Source organism: Mycobacterium sp. NPDC006124 (genome assembly GCF_040614235.1).
Taxonomy (GTDB): Bacteria; Actinomycetota; Actinomycetes; order Mycobacteriales; family Mycobacteriaceae; genus Mycobacterium.
Genome location: NZ_JBEXUA010000011.1, coordinates 129,599 through 144,757, shown reverse-complemented (window position 1 = coordinate 144,757; position 15,159 = coordinate 129,599). Strand labels below are relative to the sequence as shown.

Genomic DNA, 15,159 nt, shown 5'->3' with positions numbered 1-15,159 from the left:
CCCGACTCTCACGCTCACCGCTTCACCGCACCCGGAGGTATCACGACACGATGACTGGCACCAAGTTCGACGGGCAGACGACGTGGGAGCCGACCGACGGATTGCGCTTCACCTGGAACGGCGGCTGGGAGGCGCCGGGCCAGGACTTCGTGATCGACAAGGAGGACCTGTACTGGACCACCAACCTCGACAAGGCTCAGCGCGCCTACGGCGACCCCAACATCCACTACAACACCGACGACAACGGCGCCGAGCGCTACCTGGTCTTCGGTGACGGCACCCGAGTGCCCGCCGACGGCACCCTGGCCTACCGGGACAGCGCCAGCAATCAGAACTGGATCAACAACGGCGACGGCACCTTCACCAAGGCCGATCAGAACTTCAAGCCGGTAGGGCAAGCGTTCGCGCCCGCCGGCTACCGCCGGATGGGCGACGGCAGATACGCACCGATCGACTCCCGCGGCAACCAGGTCGGCCCGCTCAACGACCAGCCGGCCAACTACCCCGGCAGCCCCGGCTGGCACGAATCGCCCAACGGGGTGTTCACGCCGCTGAACACCAACGGCGACTACTACCAAATCGACCCCGCCACAGGGCAACACAAGTACTTCGACAAGAACGGCAACCCGATCAGCAAGGAGAAGTACCTCGCCGGGACACCCGTCCCGCAGCAGACACCCGACGGCAGGCCCGCACCGCCGGCGCCGGGCAACAAGCCGCCGCTGCAGAGCACCCAGGTCAACGTGCCCGACGGGATGAGCACCCCCGAGTACCCGGCCTGGGCCACCGACGTCGACCCCGACATCCCCAACCAGATGACCGGCGTCGTCGTCCGTCTCTACGAACTGTTCGGCAGTGGTTCGCCGGCGACCAGCGAGCTGCCCGAGTTCCCGTTCAGCACCGACACCGGTGAACGGTCCGGCATCGACGCCTATGACGACGTCAAACCCGACTTCAAGCGCATTGAGTCTGAATTCGACGCCGCAGCAAAGGCATTCAAGACCGCCGTGGAGAACTCGGCCAACGTGACCAAGGCCGGCCGCGATGCCATCAACAACGCGATCGGAACTTTCAACTCCACTGCCAAGGCCCTCGAAGAGGGCGACTGGGACGGACTGCTGCAGGCTGAGTCCACCCTGCTGGACACCGTGAAGACCGCTGTGGAGAAGGCGGCCAACACCCAGCAGGACGTGCCGGCCAACCCGGCCGGCGGGCCTCCGACACCGATGGGCCCGGCCGGTGACCCACCACCGGCGATCCCGTCCGCCGGGGACCCCTCGCTGAGCGCTCCGCCGGCCGACGACAAGGGGCTGGAGGACCTGCTCAACAGCGGATCACCGTTCGGTGGCGGCATGCCGATGGGCGGCAACCCCCTCGGAGGCTTGGGCGGCATGAACCCCTTGGGCGGCCTCGGCGGTGGCGGCAACCCGATGGGCGGGGGCGGAAACCCGCTGTCCCCGCTGTCGGAAGCGGTCAAGCCGTTGAGCAAGCTCGCCGAGACCGACGCCGACAAGCCCGAGGACAAGAAGTCCCCGATCACCCCCCTCAACGCGGGGCCCGCGAATGCGGCGCCGCCTCCTTCCGCGCCGGGTGCCACGCCGGCTGAACCGGCCGCGGTCGCCGGGACGGCCCCGCCCGTCGCGGGCAACCAGGCGGCCACGGCCACGCCCGCGGGTAACTCCAGCGGCTCCAAACCCACGGTCACCCTTCCCGACGGCAAGGTCGTCGAGGCGCCGAACAAGCAGGCCGCCGACGCGGCCCAGAACGCCATCGACAAGGCTTCACCCGGCGGGGACGCCGCCCAGAAGGCCTACAGTCCAACGGGTTTGGATCTGCCGGGAGACGGCAAGAACCTCGGCGCCAAGGTCGATCCCTCCGACATGCAGCCGGGGGACGTGCTGAAGTGGCAGGACAAGACCATGGTCGCGGTCGCGCCGGGGCTGGTCGCCGACCCGAGCGAAGCCGGCAAGATCCACACACTGGAGGAGGTGTTCAAGGATCAGAAGGGCTTCGAAGGCGTGTTCCGCCCCACCGAAACCGACCCCACCCTGTCCACGCACACCTCGGCGCCGCCGCTGACCGATCCCCAGGTTCCACCGCAGCAGCCGCAGCCGGGTCACACGCCGCCCGGCGCCGCGCCGCCGCCATCCAACGAGGCGCCGCATCCGGCTCCGCAGCCGCCGTCCACCTCGGTTCCGGCCGAGCCGCCACCGGATAGCGTCCCGCTGTCCGGGCCCGGACCTGCCGGCGCTGCGGCGCCCCAACAGGCCCCGCCCCAACAGCCCGCCTCGCAACCCAGCTCCACGGTGCCGCAGGCCGCCCCACCGTCGCCGTTCGAGAACGACGCCCCGCCGCCGGCGACACGCACCACCAAGCACGAACGCATCGCAGCAGGCTTGGAATAACCCCATGAGCACCCCTGAGGAATGGAGAGTTTCGTGACCACCTTCGACATCGCCGATGTGGTCGAACAGGACCCCAACGCACTCGGCCCGAACAGCTATCAGGAACTGCTGCCGGGCCTATGGATCCCCGACCCGAGCGTCAACCAGATCAGGCCGGGATCGGTCACCGACAAAGACGTCCGGATGCCGCTCTACGCCAGCGACATTCAGGTCACTGCACCCGGCGCACTCGGGCCCTACGGCATGCAGGAGCTCGGGAGGGGCACCGGGGTGTGGATTCCCAGCCCCCGCGCCAACGAGTTCCACCCCGGCTCCTACACCCCGCCCAAGGGGGAGAAGCCCATCCAGATCGAAGACATCAAGTTCCTGAGGCCCGGCGATCTGGGTCCGCGTGGCTACATCCCCCTCGGCGACAGCGGAGTGTGGATCCCCGGCCCCGACGCCGTGAAGAAGGGTGTGCGGCCGGCCAGCAACACCACCGAGACCGACGGCGAACACACCCAGTCCGACAAGGACGTCTTCGCGGTCAACTACCACCAGCTGGAGGGGTTCGCGCAGAACCACGACCAGCAGGCGGATCAGGTGACGCAATGGGCCAAAACCGACACCGACTTCGCCGAACGTCTGCTGGCCACTCACGGCAAAGTCGCCTACGCCACGTACCTGAACGTCAAGGGTTACAACGACAGTCGCGCAGTCGAGGCGGGCGCGTACGCCCAGCGCAACGCCGACACCGCCGTCGCCCTGCGCGGATCGATCGCCTCCACGAAAGCTACCGACGAGGCCTCCGCCAGCGCATTCCGCGCCCCGACCACCACCACCTAGACACTGCGAGGATGTGAGATCTCATGTCAGACTTCTGGCCAGACGACGACTTCAACGCTCCGGGCTGGCACGACAACAACGAAGTGATCGATCCCGGTGGCGCCGCCGCCGGCCCCGGCGCGATCGGCCCCATTCCCGCTCAGCTGGTCAGCAGCAGCGTTCCTGGCGGCTACCACGTCGAGTACGACGACAACGGGCTCATGATGATGGTGCCCGACGTCGAGCCCCTCGACCCCGGCGGTGCCTCCGCCGGCCCCGGCGCCGGCGGAGGCCTGGCCCCGATCAGCAACACCACCAATGCCGATGGCACACCGGCCGGTAATCCTCCCGGCGCGGCCTCGGGGGCTCCGTTCCAAATCAACTACGCAGAGTTGGAGAAATTCGCCGAGGAACACGACCTCAACGCCCAAGAACTGGCGGACTGGGCGTCGGGGGACCCGGACTTCGCCGAAAGATACCTGGCCACCCACGGCAAGGTGAACTTCGGCACCTACCTGAAGATCAAGGAGTTCATGGCCAGCAAGCAAATCGCCGGCACGGCCTTCGCCCAGCACAACGCGCAGACCTCCACCGCACTCCGCTCCTCCATCGCCTCGACCAAGGCGCAGGAAGAAGCCAACGCGAGGGCCATCGACGCGACGAGGATGGTGTAGGAATCCCTCATGCCCGTCATTCACCCCGATGTGAAAAACACGCTGGCGTACGCCGATACGGTCTACGACCACCTCCTCAGGCACATCGAGAAGATGAAAGGCATCGCCGCAGAGCGCCTTTCAGAGGACAAGGACATCGCCGTCAAGGTCGACATGAACGGGCAGCTGCTCGATCTGTGGCTCAAGCCCGGAATCCTGGACCGTAAGACCGCAGCCGAGATCGCTAAGGAGATCACCCGACTCGTCACCACGGCCGGGCAGGAGACCTCCGAGCAGATCGCCGCGCTCTACCAGTCGGCACACGACCTGCCCGACTTCGACGAGGTGGTCGCCCAGCAGGAAAACGCCCCCGGCGCGGAGCCCGAAACAGGCCCCCAGCCTCGATAGACTCACCTGCGTGAACGAGCAAGCAGCCAAGCTGACACGGTGGCTGCTTGCTGGAAACGGCGCACTGAAGAACGTCGCCCAATTGCTGATCGAGGCGTTCGGGCCCGCCGGCGCGGTCGCGGCGTCCATCGACGCCTCCACGATCACCGCCTACCCGGTCGACCCGGCGACCGAACCCGAAGGGGAGCGCTGGACCCGCGCCGAGCAGGGGTGGTCTCATCCGCTGCGCTCGCAGTGGCTGCCGCGCAGCAACTCGGCCTCGCACCACGTCGTCGCCGGCATCACCTCCCGCAACGAGGTCCTGGTCATCAACCTCGCCGCGGCGAGTTACCTCGGCATCGAGGGCGCCAACCCCGCCCTGAGCATGCGGTCATGGCTGATGCAGGCATTGTCGAAGACGCCCGAGGCGATCATCGCGATCACCGACTCCTCACTTGCCGTGCCCGGCGCGGAGCGACTGCACCTCGTCGACGACCCGCACCTGATCCCCGAGGCGACATCGCTGCTCTTCAGCATGGAACACACCAGCGCCCCCCTCGCCGGGCAGCCGCACCCGATCATCGTGTCCTCGCAGGCCGTCGACGCAGCCAACGTCGTGCTCTGCAACGAGGCGGTGGCCGGCATCTACCTGGCCAATCGTTACTGGCCGATCTGGCGACGGATGGAAGTCGCCGATCACCAGTGGCAACACCTCAAGAACGTCCTCGCCCCCGCCGCTGCGCCGTCGACCGCGGGCATCGACGAGAACCCGGAGGCGGACAGCAACCCGTTCGCCGCCGAGGCCCGCAGCGACCTGCTCGAGCAGGTGCCCCCGGCGGAAACACCGGAAATGGCCCCGACCAGCGGCGATGACATGTCCCCGGCACCACCTCCGGCGCCGTCGCCGACGGCGGCCGAGCCGCAAAACGACCCGCTGAGCAGCGCAAACGGCGCGTCCCCGACCCCCGCCCCCATCGCGGATCTCACCTCCACCTCCGTCATCCGAGCTCCACTGCCCGGTCCAGAAGAGCCCGCCGAACCCGGCCCGGCAGAGCCCGAACAATCCGCACCCCAATCCGCCCCCGAAACCGTTCTCACCAGCACAGACGACACGTCCCCGGATCAAGGCGGCCCCGCCGGATCCGTGCCGGTCGAGCCCACCCCGGCAGTCCCCACAGCACCGCCCAACGGCGGCCCCGTGCTCCTTCCCGCCGTCCCGGCTCCACTGGCCGGCCTGACCGACGACACCGACGACGGCCCCGACGACGAGATCGCGGCGCTACCCGGCCGGCCCACCGAAGAACCCACCGAGCCCGGCCTCTACGTCCTGGGCCCGGTCTACGCCATCGGCCGAGACGCCGAGACCAACGAACCGGTCAAACACTCCGCGGTCACCCGCCAAGGCGTCCGCAAACCCGTCAAAGCGCTGATGGCGCTGGCCACCTCCAACGGCGTCACCTCCACGGAGTGGGAGGAGAAAATCCTTCAGGTCACCCCGTCCAACCGCCGCCAGCTGCGCACCCAGATCCGCAAGATGATGGGCGGAAGCGACCCCATCCGCAACGACAACCGCGGCCTGCTCATCGTCGACATGTTCTGCGACTGGAAGGAATTCAACCGCCTCGTCGGCCACACCCCGGAAAGCGCCAGCACCGAAGCGCTCACCGCCGCAGTGCACCTCATCCGCGGAGCCCCATTCGAAGACGTCCCCGACGAGGACTACGCCTGGCGATCGGTCCAGCTACTCAAAGACGAACTCATCGACCGCTGCAGCACCGCCGCCGCCGAACTGGCGCAACGGCAACAAGCAGCCGGCGCACTCGCCGCGGCCTACCAGACCGCCCGCCTCGGCCTGCGGGTCTACTCCCAGCGTGAGGACCTCTGGCTCGTCGCCGCCGGCTCGGTCACCGACACCGACCGCAAAGCTCTGATTTGGGACCTCAAGCAAGCCATCCCCGTGCCCACCCACCCCGAACTGCGCCAACTGCTCGCCGCATCCCGCGCATCATGACCTCACCCGTCAGGAGACAACCCATGTCCACACCCCACGACCAGACCCCGCAGCCCGACCGCTACGAGATCTTCAACCGCAACCGCACCATCGGCGTCTCCACCATCCCCGGCGGCGCCGTCAACGGCATCTTCCTGCATGAGAACGTCCGAAAGATGAACGAACGCAACCTGACCCGCGAGATCCTCGCCGTCGCCAGCGTCGCCTCGATGCGCGGCCGACTCGGCGTGCGTGAACGCATGGAGGCGGCCGCGGCCGCCAACGGCACCACCGTCCCCGCCTCAGCCTTCGAGGTCCTGCCCGACGCGCCGACCCCCGAGGCGTACGAGCAGTACAAACGAGAAACCCTGCGGTACTGACGATGCGCCGAATACTGACCGCTGCGGCGGCGGCCCTGATGGCCACCATCACCGCCTTGACCACAGCCACCCCAGCCAACGCCCTGGCCATCACCGCCGGCTTCATGATCACCAGCGGCGGCCGCTGGTGCACCGTCAGCTTCCCCGACCCCAAGAACCCCAGCATCGTCTACACCGCCGGCCACTGCTACAAGGACGGCATCACCGAAGTCAGCCTCGGCAACATCAAAATCGGCCAGTTCATACCCGAGATCCACGATCCCGCAACCGATCTGATCGCCATCCGGCTCTACTCCAACATCCCCAGCGAGTACAGCCTCATGTCACGCGAACCCCTCCTCAACCCCTGGGTCCCCAACGAAGGCTCCACAGTCTGCAAATACGGCGCAACCACCCAGGAGACCTGCGGCACAGTCCTATCCGTCGACGACACCAAGTTCGCCGTCCAGATGCCCGCCGACCACGGCGACAGCGGCGCCCCCATCTACGAACGCCTCAAACCAGGCAGCAAGGGCGTCCACGTCGTCGGCACCGTCATCTCCGAGGACCCACGCCGACCCGGCGTCATCTACTGCTCCACCATCGGAGCCATCAACAACTTCCTCTCCCGAACCTGGGGAACCGACTGGGACATGGACTAACCACCACCAACCGCGGGAGGATCGACAACATGAGCCACACGACCGAGGCGCAGGCCCGCCAGGCCGGCGAGATCGTCTTCCGCGCCCCCGGCGGCCAACAGGCTTGGTGCCTGTGCGCCCCCTGCACCGCTCGACACGCCAGCGCGAACAAGCGACGCACCCGACACGACCGATGGGCAATCAACGGCCAAGACTGGCGAATCCGCGACGACCTCGCCCGACACGCAGCCTGAACGCCACGTCCCCCATCAATCGACACCCGGCGGCGCGACCGCACCCAGGTCAGCGAGCTCGGGCAGCCAGCGCCCGAGATCGATCAACTCCACGTGAGCGGCCGGGCCCGCGGTGAACTCCGCGATCGTCATCGACAGGTCGAAGCGCGCCGCCACCCGCTCCCGCGTGCGCTCGGACGCTCGGGCAAGGACCCTGCCGACCGAGCTCCGCGTAGTCCGCAGGTAACGAGCAGGCCGCGGCCCCACGACATAGAGCTGCGCCCGGCGGCCGGACTCGTCCATCGCGAGGTGCACGAGATCGCTGAGCAACGTGCGCTGCCGCCACGAGTCGCTTCCATTCCACTGTGCCGCCTTGAATTCGGCGATACGGCGATCGGTTTCGAGATCGAAGGGACGCGAGGGATCGTTGCCGGCACCCAAGGAGGGGCGCACCGCGATCTGCTCACCGGGTTCGAGGATGTGCGGAAGCGCCAGCGCGATGGTGCATGCGTGAATGACGTCGCTGAGTCGACCGATCTGTGAACGCACCGTTAGCGCCGCGGCGAGCATCTCACCGGTGAGTCCGCGATCAGCGGCCGCCTCCGCGCCCGCCACTCCAGACCGACCCACCAGATCTTCCTCGACCGCAGCCAGACGATCAGTCAGCCCCTCGGCTCGCAGGAAGCCGATGAGGGCGGCCACCGCGGCCAGGTCGTGCTCCACGGGATACGTGTCTACTCCACATGCCGGCGTGTGCGGCGAGGGGCCGGCTGGGGACCCGGACTCGGCCGAAACTGGCGCCACCGCGAGGACAGGCCCGTCACGAAGCGCCTGTCCGTTGTGGTGGCGACTTCGCCCAGCGCAAAGAGTTGAAGGAATCCGAACGACCGGCGACGGAAATCGCCAGACACCGCGGTACTCGAAGGGTATGACCAAACTCCTCACGCTCTTCGCGCTTCATGGCTGGATGATGCTCGCGTCCAGCACCCTGCTCATCGGCGCTCTGACATTCGCACTCTGGGGCGCACCCCGCCTCGATGCGAACATCGCTGAGCAGCCGCTGCCGATCTCGATCACACGCGCCGCGTACGGAATGCTCGGCCTGTCTTTCGTCCTGGTACTCGCCTACGTCTGCGCGACCGCGTTCCCCATCTCGGGGCCATCGGCCATCCCGACGGGATTGGTCACCGCAGTCGCAATCATCAGCGTCTCGGTCTGCGCTCCGGCCCCGTGGCTTCTGCTGCTGCTCAACGTCATACGGCGCTGATCCTCGGGGCGATGTCAGCCAGCGTTGAGGAAACTCCGTGCGGCTCCCGGCGCCTGGCGCAGGGCCTTGGCGTACCGCGCCTCGAACCGCGGGGTCATCTTCACCCCAGCCCAGTAGCTTGCGCCGGTGTGGGAAGCCCCGATAACGGCCCCGGCGATGCTCGCGATCGAATCCGAGTCCCCGTTACTCGTAGCCGCCCACGCCAGGGCCTCCCGCCCGTTGATGGCAGCGCGCCGCCGCTCAGGAGCGGTCGCCATATCGGCCACAAGCAGCGCGACCGCCACGGCCGACCCGGACTCCCAGCCCTCCCCGATGCCGGTGCATGGATCGCCGTAAACGGCCGGCGACAGGGCGGCCAGCTCCTGCTTGACCGCGTAGGCGTCCAGCAGCGCATCGAGCAGCGTGTCACGCACACCGTCGGCGAGCATGCCGGCCACGTCGGAGGTCATGGGGGAGAGCACGGCGATCAGGAAGTCATCACGCAGCCAGGGGCTTTCGCCGGTCACGATCGCCATCGCCGCGCTGATCGCATGTTCGAGGAAGTGCCCACGCACCCGAGTGGCCGAACGGATCGCGTCGGCGAGCACCAGAGAGGCCGCGATCGCCCGCGGATGCTTGTGGGTGAGGACCGCCTGCAGCGCGGTGATACCCAGCCACACGTCATCCGGGCACAGCGCGGCCGGCAGCAACCGCATGACCGCCCCGCAGCCCGGCCGCGGCAGTGCGCCGCCGGCGTCATGCCAGTGCGCACCGTGACGGAGCCGGGTCAGCGACCCCATGCAGGTGGTGCCGGGGGCCCGGTTGTTGTCCCGATCGACCTGCCACTCCAGGAAGCGGGCGGTGATGGCCTTGGTCACGACGTCGATGTCGTCGAGCTGATCGGCGACGTCGACGAGCGCGTCGTGCAGCGCCAGCGTCATCTGCGTGTCGTCGGAGATCCGCCACACCTTCTTGGGTGCCGGCACCGGGTAGGCGGGCATGTTCGCGTACTTGCGGAATTCGACCTGGTAGCCCCAGGCGTCACCGGCGGCCAAGCCGATCAGAGCGTTGCGGTAGCGGACCTGCGTCGCAGTTCGAGTCGTCATCGTGCACCTCACCTTCCCTTACTAATGTAAAGCACTTTACAACGGTACGCAAGAGGCTTACATCGGGTGCCCGGTCGCCGGCGACACATGCAGGGGACAGAAGGCGTCGTTACCCTCGCCTCAACGCAGGCCCGGCCCACATTGGCGTGCGCCGCGGGCTGGCCACCAACACCCCGGTGACGGACACGCAGGAGAACGACTATGGCGGCGATCGACCTCGACGAATTCGTCACGACTTTCGACACGACCCGCGCCACCGTCGAAATGTTCAGCCCGGCACTGCATTTGGAGACCGCCGACAGTGTTTGGGACTCCGGAACGGTGCTGTGGCAGGCCGCCATCACCATGACCCATCTCGACTCCCGGATGGGTGACCCCGACGTCGTGATCGGCCAGGCGCACTTCGTCATGGCGCGTACCGGCACCGACGGCCTCGCTCAGGAGCTGCTCGACCGCGAAAAGTTCCACAAGCTACGCACCGACCGCTTCGCCTCACTCTTCGACGACCACCAGATCGGAACCGATCTCGCGCACCAGTTCCCCGAGCCCGTCGAAGTCGTCATGCTGGCGCTCTGGATCGTCATCGACCCCGCCCTGCGTGGCCACCGAATCGGCGCATGGGCCCTGTGCCAAGCCATCGACACCATGATCCCCACCTCCGCGGGACTGGTCCTCGTGCACCCGCACTGGGACGCCGAAGCCGATGAGGCTCCCTCCGTCGAGCAGCTGGAGGCGGTCGAACGCCTCAACCGGTATTGGAAGACCGCCGGGCTGGTACCGCTGGAAGCGGCGCCGCAGTTCCTCGGCCAGCACACCAGCAGCCTCACGTTGGAAACCGCCCTGCACGACAACCGTCAACGATTCTTCGGCGATGACGACCACCTGGTCGAGGTCTCGCTGGATGCGATCCGCCAACGCATCCGCGACGGTGGCGACTTCGTGTGACAGCCGGCGCCACCGCGGCGCCGAATGGACGCGGGGACATGACGTCCATGCAGCTAGACGCGCTGGTGCCGCGAGGGCCGTCCGGGGCCGCCGACGCCCGTGAGCACTGACCTGGAGAAGCCTGCAGCGCCGATTCGCAGGGAGTACTCGGCGCGAAACGCAATCCGGGTCCCCATGACATGACGGAAACACCCGCCCACGCCGGTACTTCAGGGATAGGACGCACACCAGCTCTTCTTGCCGGGCTGGCGCTATCGCGATAGCGGTCCCGCGTCCACGCCCGAGGAGGTACCACCGTGTGTCGCGCCACCACAGACCCAGGAGGGCCGCGCCGCTGCTCCGGGGACACCCGAGCCGCCTACAGCCACTCCGCCCACGCCGTCGAGGTCCTGGAGGAGGCTGAGGCGGTCCTCAAGTCCGCGCTCGCCGACACCGCGGCCGCGCCGGCGCCGCCCACCCCACCCAAAACGGTCAGCTTCGCCGACAAGAGCACGCGCCTGGAGGACATCCGCCGCGAGATCGACGACGCGATCGCCAACCTCAACACCGGCGAGCAGTGGCAGGACTGGCTGCACTACGCCAGCCAGTTCCACCACTACTCGCTGCAGAACCAGCTGCTCATCAAAATGCAGCGCCCCGACGCCACCTTCGTCGGCGGCCTGAAGAAGGTCTGGAACAAGAAGTTCAACCGCAACCTCGTCGCCGGCTCGAAGGCGATCTGGGTCCGCGCACCCCAGATCGTCAAGAAGAAGAAGGCCGACGGCACCGACGAGGAAGTCCTGGTGGGTTGGCTCAGCGTCCCGGTCTACGACGTAGGCGACACCACCGGACCGCCCCTGCCGCAACGCCCCGAGGTCACCTACACCCGCGAAACAGGGGAAGCGCCCCCGGAGATGCACACCGAACTCGAGAAGCAGCTCGCCGCACACGGCTACACCGTGGAGCGCATCGAACTACCCGAGGACGGGCCGGAGGGCTACACCCAGGACAAGCCCACCAAGAAGGTCGTGGTGAGCACCCGCTACAGCGACGCCCACCAGGCCAGCGTGCTCGCTCACGAGCTGGCACACGTCCAGATGGGGCACATGGAACGCCACCACGACTACCACAGCGGTCCCGGCGGGCAGCGCCCCACGATGGAGGTCGAAGCCGAAAGCGTCGCCTACGTCATCGGCCGGTACTACGGACTCAAGCCCGGCGGCAGCGCGTTCGCCTACATCGACGGCTGGGCCAAAGGTGATCCCAAGAAGGTGCAGGCGACCGCCGATCGCGTCAACAAGGCCTGCAAGGCCATCATCGGCGCACTCCCGCAGACCGCCCCCGCGGTCGTGAAGTAGAAGGACACCCACCATGAACACCCCCGAGCAGCACGCCCAGGTCGAGATCGAAGTCGAAGACCCCGACACCGGCGAGCGACACAGCTTCACCGCGGCCACCGAAGAGGAGGCCACCGCCGCCGCCGAGGACTTCTTCGGCGTCAACGAAGCCCAGGAGCGAGACAATGACTGACACCATGACCCAGGCCGAACCCACCCGCGAAGAGCTGCTCCGCGAACTCGCAAAAGTCCAGTCCAAGCTGGACAAGGCGCGTCGCCGCCGCGACGCCGACGCGATCGCGTACGCCTCCACCCCCGACGGCGCCGCCGAGACCTTCCGCCGCTACGAACTCAGCCGAGACGACAGCGAACGCAAAGAGCTCAAGACCACCTACCTGGCCGGGCTCGCCATGGCCGGCGAAGAGTACGAAGAACGCCTGCGCCGCGGCAACGCCAGCGACAACGACGGACCCCTGGCCGTCGTCCCCGTCGGAACCTTCCGTGACCCACTCGTCAAAATCCTTGTCGAACAACGCATCATGGGCACGTTCCGCACCACCACCGCCTCGGTGGACACCAACACCGTCACCGTCACCCTGCTGCGCCTGCTGCCCGACCTGCAGACCCGCAAGAGACTCCGACTGGACACCACCGCAGAATTCGGCGTCCTGACTGCAGACCTCGCCGACGTCATCGCCACCGCATGGCAGGACCCGGACACCAGGAAACGCGTGAGCGCCTTCCTCGACGACGCCGCCACCCTCGTCGACACCGCGATCACGCAGCGAGACCAGCGATGAGCGCCGAACTCATCTTCCAGGAACCCGGCATCATCGAAACCCGCCAAGAGCGCGCCCTGCGCCGAGCCGAACAGCTGCACAACGCCTTCCAAACAGCGTTCGAGGTCCTCGCCGAGATCTACCGCGACGAAGACTGGCGCTACATCAACGACGGCGCCGGCCGCCCCTACATCGGCTTCACCGCCTTCGTCCAAGACCAACTCGGATGCGCCGCCTCCAACGCCCGCCGCTACCAGCAGGGCATCGTCGGGCTCATCCTTCCCCTCCAGGAACTCACCACCCCCGGAACCCGCATCCCCGTCACGTCCTCCGACGTCGCCCGCCTCGGCATCACCGGTGCCCGCGTCGTCATCGAGCAAGCCCCCACCGCCCTGGAAGGCATCACCGAGCCCGACGCCCAAACCGACGCCCTGCGCGAACTGATCGACTCCGTTACGCAACGCACCACCGACCCCGGCTTCGGACCCATCACCGAAACCGTCACCCCTGCAACGCAATCCCCACTCGGCGCGCTCGTTCCGGCGTCCGTGCCCGACGACGACACCGACCACCACACCCCCAGTGCGACCGATGGCTACAGCTGGGACCAGGTGCCGTCAGACACCCCACCCTGGGACGACGAACCCTCCACCGCCGACGACACACCCGCCCCGCCTTCCGGCGGCCAGCCACCGACCCACTCGGAAGCCACCCCCGCCGGGGCGACGCAGCCGGCCGCGCCGCCGCACGCCACCGAACCGGCCGCAGCCGCCCAGGTCCTGATCGACCTGGAAGCCGCGATCGCCGCCGTCATGGCCGCCGGCGAACCCACCGCCCTCGCCGAGCAGCTCTCCGGCGGACCGGCCGCCGCCCTCGCCCCGAAATGCCTGGCGTCCGGCCAGCGCCTCGTCCGACTCGGCCAACTCCTGCGCAGCCTCACCTGAGCCCCCAACGCCGGCGCCTCACCACGTCCACTTCGCCGCCGCAGCGCCAAGCACAATGCCCACACGGTCGAGATAGAGAGCCAACTGCTCCTGGCCAGCCGGCGTGTCCAGAAACGGCCCAAGCCGGGCGACCTCAACCGGAATCGCGCGGGAAAGCCACCGATCAGGCAGCAACCCGGCTAGCTCGAAAAGCTCTGCGATGACACGCAATTGCTGGGCCTGAAAGTGCAGAAACCGGTTCATGGCGGGGACGATACGAACGCGACGACCTCAGAGTCCACCACCAGAGCCACATTCGTCTCCGATTGCCTTTCCCTCGGCGATCCCCGACCCGGATCTCCAGCCGGCTCCCACGACGGGGACATGCCATCACGCCAGCTAGCGACCTACAACGGCAGCCACGATCGGCGATCGGGATCCCAGGTACCCGACCGAACCCGACCATCTAGCACCGCACCCACGAACCGGTCCGCCTCCACGAGCGCAGCATCGGCATCCCGCAACTCCGCAGGTAACCCAGCCCCCATAACCCGCGCCGGATAGCTGCGCCGCCACTGCTCAGTGGGCAAGGACAGGGGAGTGGGCACCACAACACCGCGGCGCTGCTCCTGCCCGCGAACCGCAGCACGCAGCTCCTCGGCGTCGACGCGCGCGCACCGCGACAAGATCACGATGTCGGCCAGATCGTGGGAACGCGTCGACGGCGACTCACCGCTGCTGCCATGCAGCTCGTACATCGCCGCGACCTTATCCGCGACATGGGAGCTGACCGAGTACGTCCGAACCGCCGACATCGGCCGCACGTCGTCGATCGCCACCACAGGATCGGGGACCAGCGTGTCGGGCTCAAACGGAAACTGCCGCCCCGCAGCGACATCCAACTTGGCCACCGAGAACCGCGACCCGTTCAGCAGGTAGGTGATCTTGCCGGTGAACGCTCCAGGGCCACTACCCGGACTCACCGACACCACGAACTCACCGTGCTCGCCCGCGCGGCGCCGCGACGCCGCCGTCAACGCCGCCGTCAGGTCCTCGACACCACGAGTCGCAGCCAGGTCCAGATCCGCCGTCGCCCTCGCCTCAGCCGTCCGGAACTGCAACGCCGTGCCCCCGGTCACCAGCCACGACTCCGGATCCCGATCGAACAGACGAGACACGAACTGCTGCAATGCGAACCGCCGCGCCACCTCAGCGGAATCAACACCGGACGACCGCGCGACCTCCCGGATCCGCGTGTTCAGCGCGGCCCGGAAAGCAGCCTCAGATCCGTACGTGCGCCGCTCGTCGAGTAGCTCCTCGATCTCGCGCTCACGCCGCTCCAGCGCCGCCACCCGGTCACGGGACTCCTGCG

General features: G+C 67.8%; 18 protein-coding genes. 14 read left to right on the top strand and 4 right to left on the bottom strand.

The annotated features are described in order from the left end of the window. Positions 1-50 precede the first annotated feature (50 nt). From ABZ195_RS21435 to ABZ195_RS21400, 8 genes are read left to right on the top strand one after another with little or no spacing between them, the layout of a single operon-like run. Complete coding sequence (locus ABZ195_RS21435) at positions 51-2,405, top strand: hypothetical protein (RefSeq protein ID WP_355221319.1); 2,355 nt, start codon at positions 51-53, stop codon at positions 2,403-2,405. A gap of 33 nt (positions 2,406-2,438) precedes the next feature. Next, complete coding sequence (locus ABZ195_RS21430) at positions 2,439-3,230, top strand: hypothetical protein (protein ID WP_355221317.1); 792 nt, start codon at positions 2,439-2,441, stop codon at positions 3,228-3,230. 23 nt (positions 3,231-3,253) lie between these two features. Further along, positions 3,254-3,883, top strand: a complete 630-nt coding sequence (locus ABZ195_RS21425; RefSeq protein WP_355221315.1) for a type VII secretion target — start codon at positions 3,254-3,256, stop codon at positions 3,881-3,883. 9 nt (positions 3,884-3,892) lie between these two features. Next, positions 3,893-4,270 (top strand): hypothetical protein, encoded by a 378-nt coding sequence (locus tag ABZ195_RS21420; RefSeq protein ID WP_355221313.1) that lies wholly within the window; start codon positions 3,893-3,895, stop codon positions 4,268-4,270. A gap of 10 nt (positions 4,271-4,280) precedes the next feature. After that, the gene (locus ABZ195_RS21415; protein ID WP_355221311.1) at positions 4,281-6,260 is read left to right on the top strand and encodes a hypothetical protein; all 1,980 of its coding nucleotides are present in this window, start codon (positions 4,281-4,283) and stop codon (positions 6,258-6,260) included. Between the two features lie 23 nt (positions 6,261-6,283). Further along, positions 6,284-6,619 carry a hypothetical protein gene (locus tag ABZ195_RS21410; RefSeq protein ID WP_355221309.1) on the top strand — a complete coding sequence of 112 codons (336 nt, stop codon included), beginning with the start codon at positions 6,284-6,286 and terminating at the stop codon, positions 6,617-6,619. Positions 6,620-6,621: 2 nt separating this feature from the next. After that, positions 6,622-7,260, top strand: a complete 639-nt coding sequence (locus ABZ195_RS21405; RefSeq protein WP_355221307.1) for a hypothetical protein — start codon at positions 6,622-6,624, stop codon at positions 7,258-7,260. Between the two features lie 29 nt (positions 7,261-7,289). Then, entirely contained in the window at positions 7,290-7,493 is a 204-nt protein-coding gene (locus tag ABZ195_RS21400) for a hypothetical protein (protein WP_355221305.1), read from the top strand. Positions 7,494-7,508: 15 nt separating this feature from the next. On the opposite strand, the gene ABZ195_RS21395 is transcribed toward ABZ195_RS21400, so the two are convergent. Then, complete coding sequence (locus tag ABZ195_RS21395; protein ID WP_355221303.1) at positions 7,509-8,195, bottom strand: hypothetical protein; 687 nt, start codon at positions 8,193-8,195, stop codon at positions 7,509-7,511. Between the two features lie 205 nt (positions 8,196-8,400). Between ABZ195_RS21395 and ABZ195_RS21390 the strand changes: the two genes are divergently transcribed. After that, entirely contained in the window at positions 8,401-8,739 is a 339-nt protein-coding gene (locus tag ABZ195_RS21390; protein ID WP_355221302.1) for a hypothetical protein, read from the top strand. Between the two features lie 14 nt (positions 8,740-8,753). Here ABZ195_RS21390 and ABZ195_RS21385 read toward each other — a convergent pair whose 3' ends face one another. Further along, the gene (locus ABZ195_RS21385; RefSeq protein ID WP_355221300.1) at positions 8,754-9,824 is read right to left on the bottom strand and encodes an ADP-ribosylglycohydrolase family protein; all 1,071 of its coding nucleotides are present in this window, start codon (positions 9,822-9,824) and stop codon (positions 8,754-8,756) included. Positions 9,825-10,025: 201 nt separating this feature from the next. Here ABZ195_RS21385 and ABZ195_RS21380 point away from each other — a divergent pair, with 201 nt between their 5' ends. From ABZ195_RS21380 to ABZ195_RS21360, 5 genes are all read left to right on the top strand, one after another. Further along, on the top strand, positions 10,026-10,769 hold the full coding sequence (locus tag ABZ195_RS21380; RefSeq protein ID WP_355221298.1) for a hypothetical protein: 744 nt from the start codon (positions 10,026-10,028) through the stop codon (positions 10,767-10,769). Between the two features lie 296 nt (positions 10,770-11,065). After that, entirely contained in the window at positions 11,066-12,106 is a 1,041-nt protein-coding gene (locus ABZ195_RS21375) for an ImmA/IrrE family metallo-endopeptidase (protein WP_355221296.1), read from the top strand. A 13-nt stretch (positions 12,107-12,119) separates the two neighbouring features. After that, a complete protein-coding gene (locus ABZ195_RS21370; protein WP_355221294.1) occupies positions 12,120-12,278 on the top strand; it encodes a hypothetical protein in 159 nt (52 codons plus the stop codon). Then, on the top strand, positions 12,271-12,885 hold the full coding sequence (locus tag ABZ195_RS21365; RefSeq protein ID WP_355221292.1) for a hypothetical protein: 615 nt from the start codon (positions 12,271-12,273) through the stop codon (positions 12,883-12,885). Before ABZ195_RS21370 ends, ABZ195_RS21365 begins: the two co-directional genes overlap by 8 nt. Beyond that, positions 12,882-13,808 (top strand): hypothetical protein, encoded by a 927-nt coding sequence (locus ABZ195_RS21360; RefSeq protein WP_355221290.1) that lies wholly within the window; start codon positions 12,882-12,884, stop codon positions 13,806-13,808. The genes ABZ195_RS21365 and ABZ195_RS21360 overlap by 4 nt, the downstream gene beginning before the upstream one ends. A gap of 18 nt (positions 13,809-13,826) precedes the next feature. Here the strand turns inward: ABZ195_RS21360 and ABZ195_RS21355 are convergent, their stop codons facing one another. After that, complete coding sequence (locus tag ABZ195_RS21355; protein ID WP_355221289.1) at positions 13,827-14,051, bottom strand: hypothetical protein; 225 nt, start codon at positions 14,049-14,051, stop codon at positions 13,827-13,829. A gap of 143 nt (positions 14,052-14,194) precedes the next feature. Then, positions 14,195-15,139 carry a nucleotidyl transferase AbiEii/AbiGii toxin family protein gene (locus ABZ195_RS21350; protein ID WP_355221287.1) on the bottom strand — a complete coding sequence of 315 codons (945 nt, stop codon included), beginning with the start codon at positions 15,137-15,139 and terminating at the stop codon, positions 14,195-14,197. Positions 15,140-15,159 lie beyond the last annotated feature (20 nt).

Excerpts from the sequence above, each read along its gene's own strand:
- ABZ195_RS21360 (WP_355221290.1), top strand. The coding sequence starts at position 12,882 with ATGAGCGCCGAACTCATCTTCCAGGAACCCGGCATCATCGAAACCCGC.
- ABZ195_RS21420 (WP_355221313.1), top strand. The coding sequence starts at position 3,893 with ATGCCCGTCATTCACCCCGATGTGAAAAACACGCTGGCGTACGCCGAT.
- ABZ195_RS21365 (WP_355221292.1), top strand. The coding sequence starts at position 12,271 with ATGACTGACACCATGACCCAGGCCGAACCCACCCGCGAAGAGCTGCTC.
- ABZ195_RS21425 (WP_355221315.1), top strand. The coding sequence starts at position 3,254 with ATGTCAGACTTCTGGCCAGACGACGACTTCAACGCTCCGGGCTGGCAC.
- ABZ195_RS21400 (WP_355221305.1), top strand. The coding sequence starts at position 7,290 with ATGAGCCACACGACCGAGGCGCAGGCCCGCCAGGCCGGCGAGATCGTC.
- ABZ195_RS21410 (WP_355221309.1), top strand. The coding sequence starts at position 6,284 with ATGTCCACACCCCACGACCAGACCCCGCAGCCCGACCGCTACGAGATC.
- ABZ195_RS21370 (WP_355221294.1), top strand. The coding sequence starts at position 12,120 with ATGAACACCCCCGAGCAGCACGCCCAGGTCGAGATCGAAGTCGAAGAC.
- ABZ195_RS21385 (WP_355221300.1), bottom strand. The coding sequence starts at position 9,824 with ATGACGACTCGAACTGCGACGCAGGTCCGCTACCGCAACGCTCTGATC.
- ABZ195_RS21405 (WP_355221307.1), top strand. The coding sequence starts at position 6,622 with ATGCGCCGAATACTGACCGCTGCGGCGGCGGCCCTGATGGCCACCATC.
- ABZ195_RS21355 (WP_355221289.1), bottom strand. The coding sequence starts at position 14,051 with ATGAACCGGTTTCTGCACTTTCAGGCCCAGCAATTGCGTGTCATCGCA.
- ABZ195_RS21380 (WP_355221298.1), top strand. The coding sequence starts at position 10,026 with ATGGCGGCGATCGACCTCGACGAATTCGTCACGACTTTCGACACGACC.
- ABZ195_RS21390 (WP_355221302.1), top strand. The coding sequence starts at position 8,401 with ATGACCAAACTCCTCACGCTCTTCGCGCTTCATGGCTGGATGATGCTC.
- ABZ195_RS21435 (WP_355221319.1), top strand. The coding sequence starts at position 51 with ATGACTGGCACCAAGTTCGACGGGCAGACGACGTGGGAGCCGACCGAC.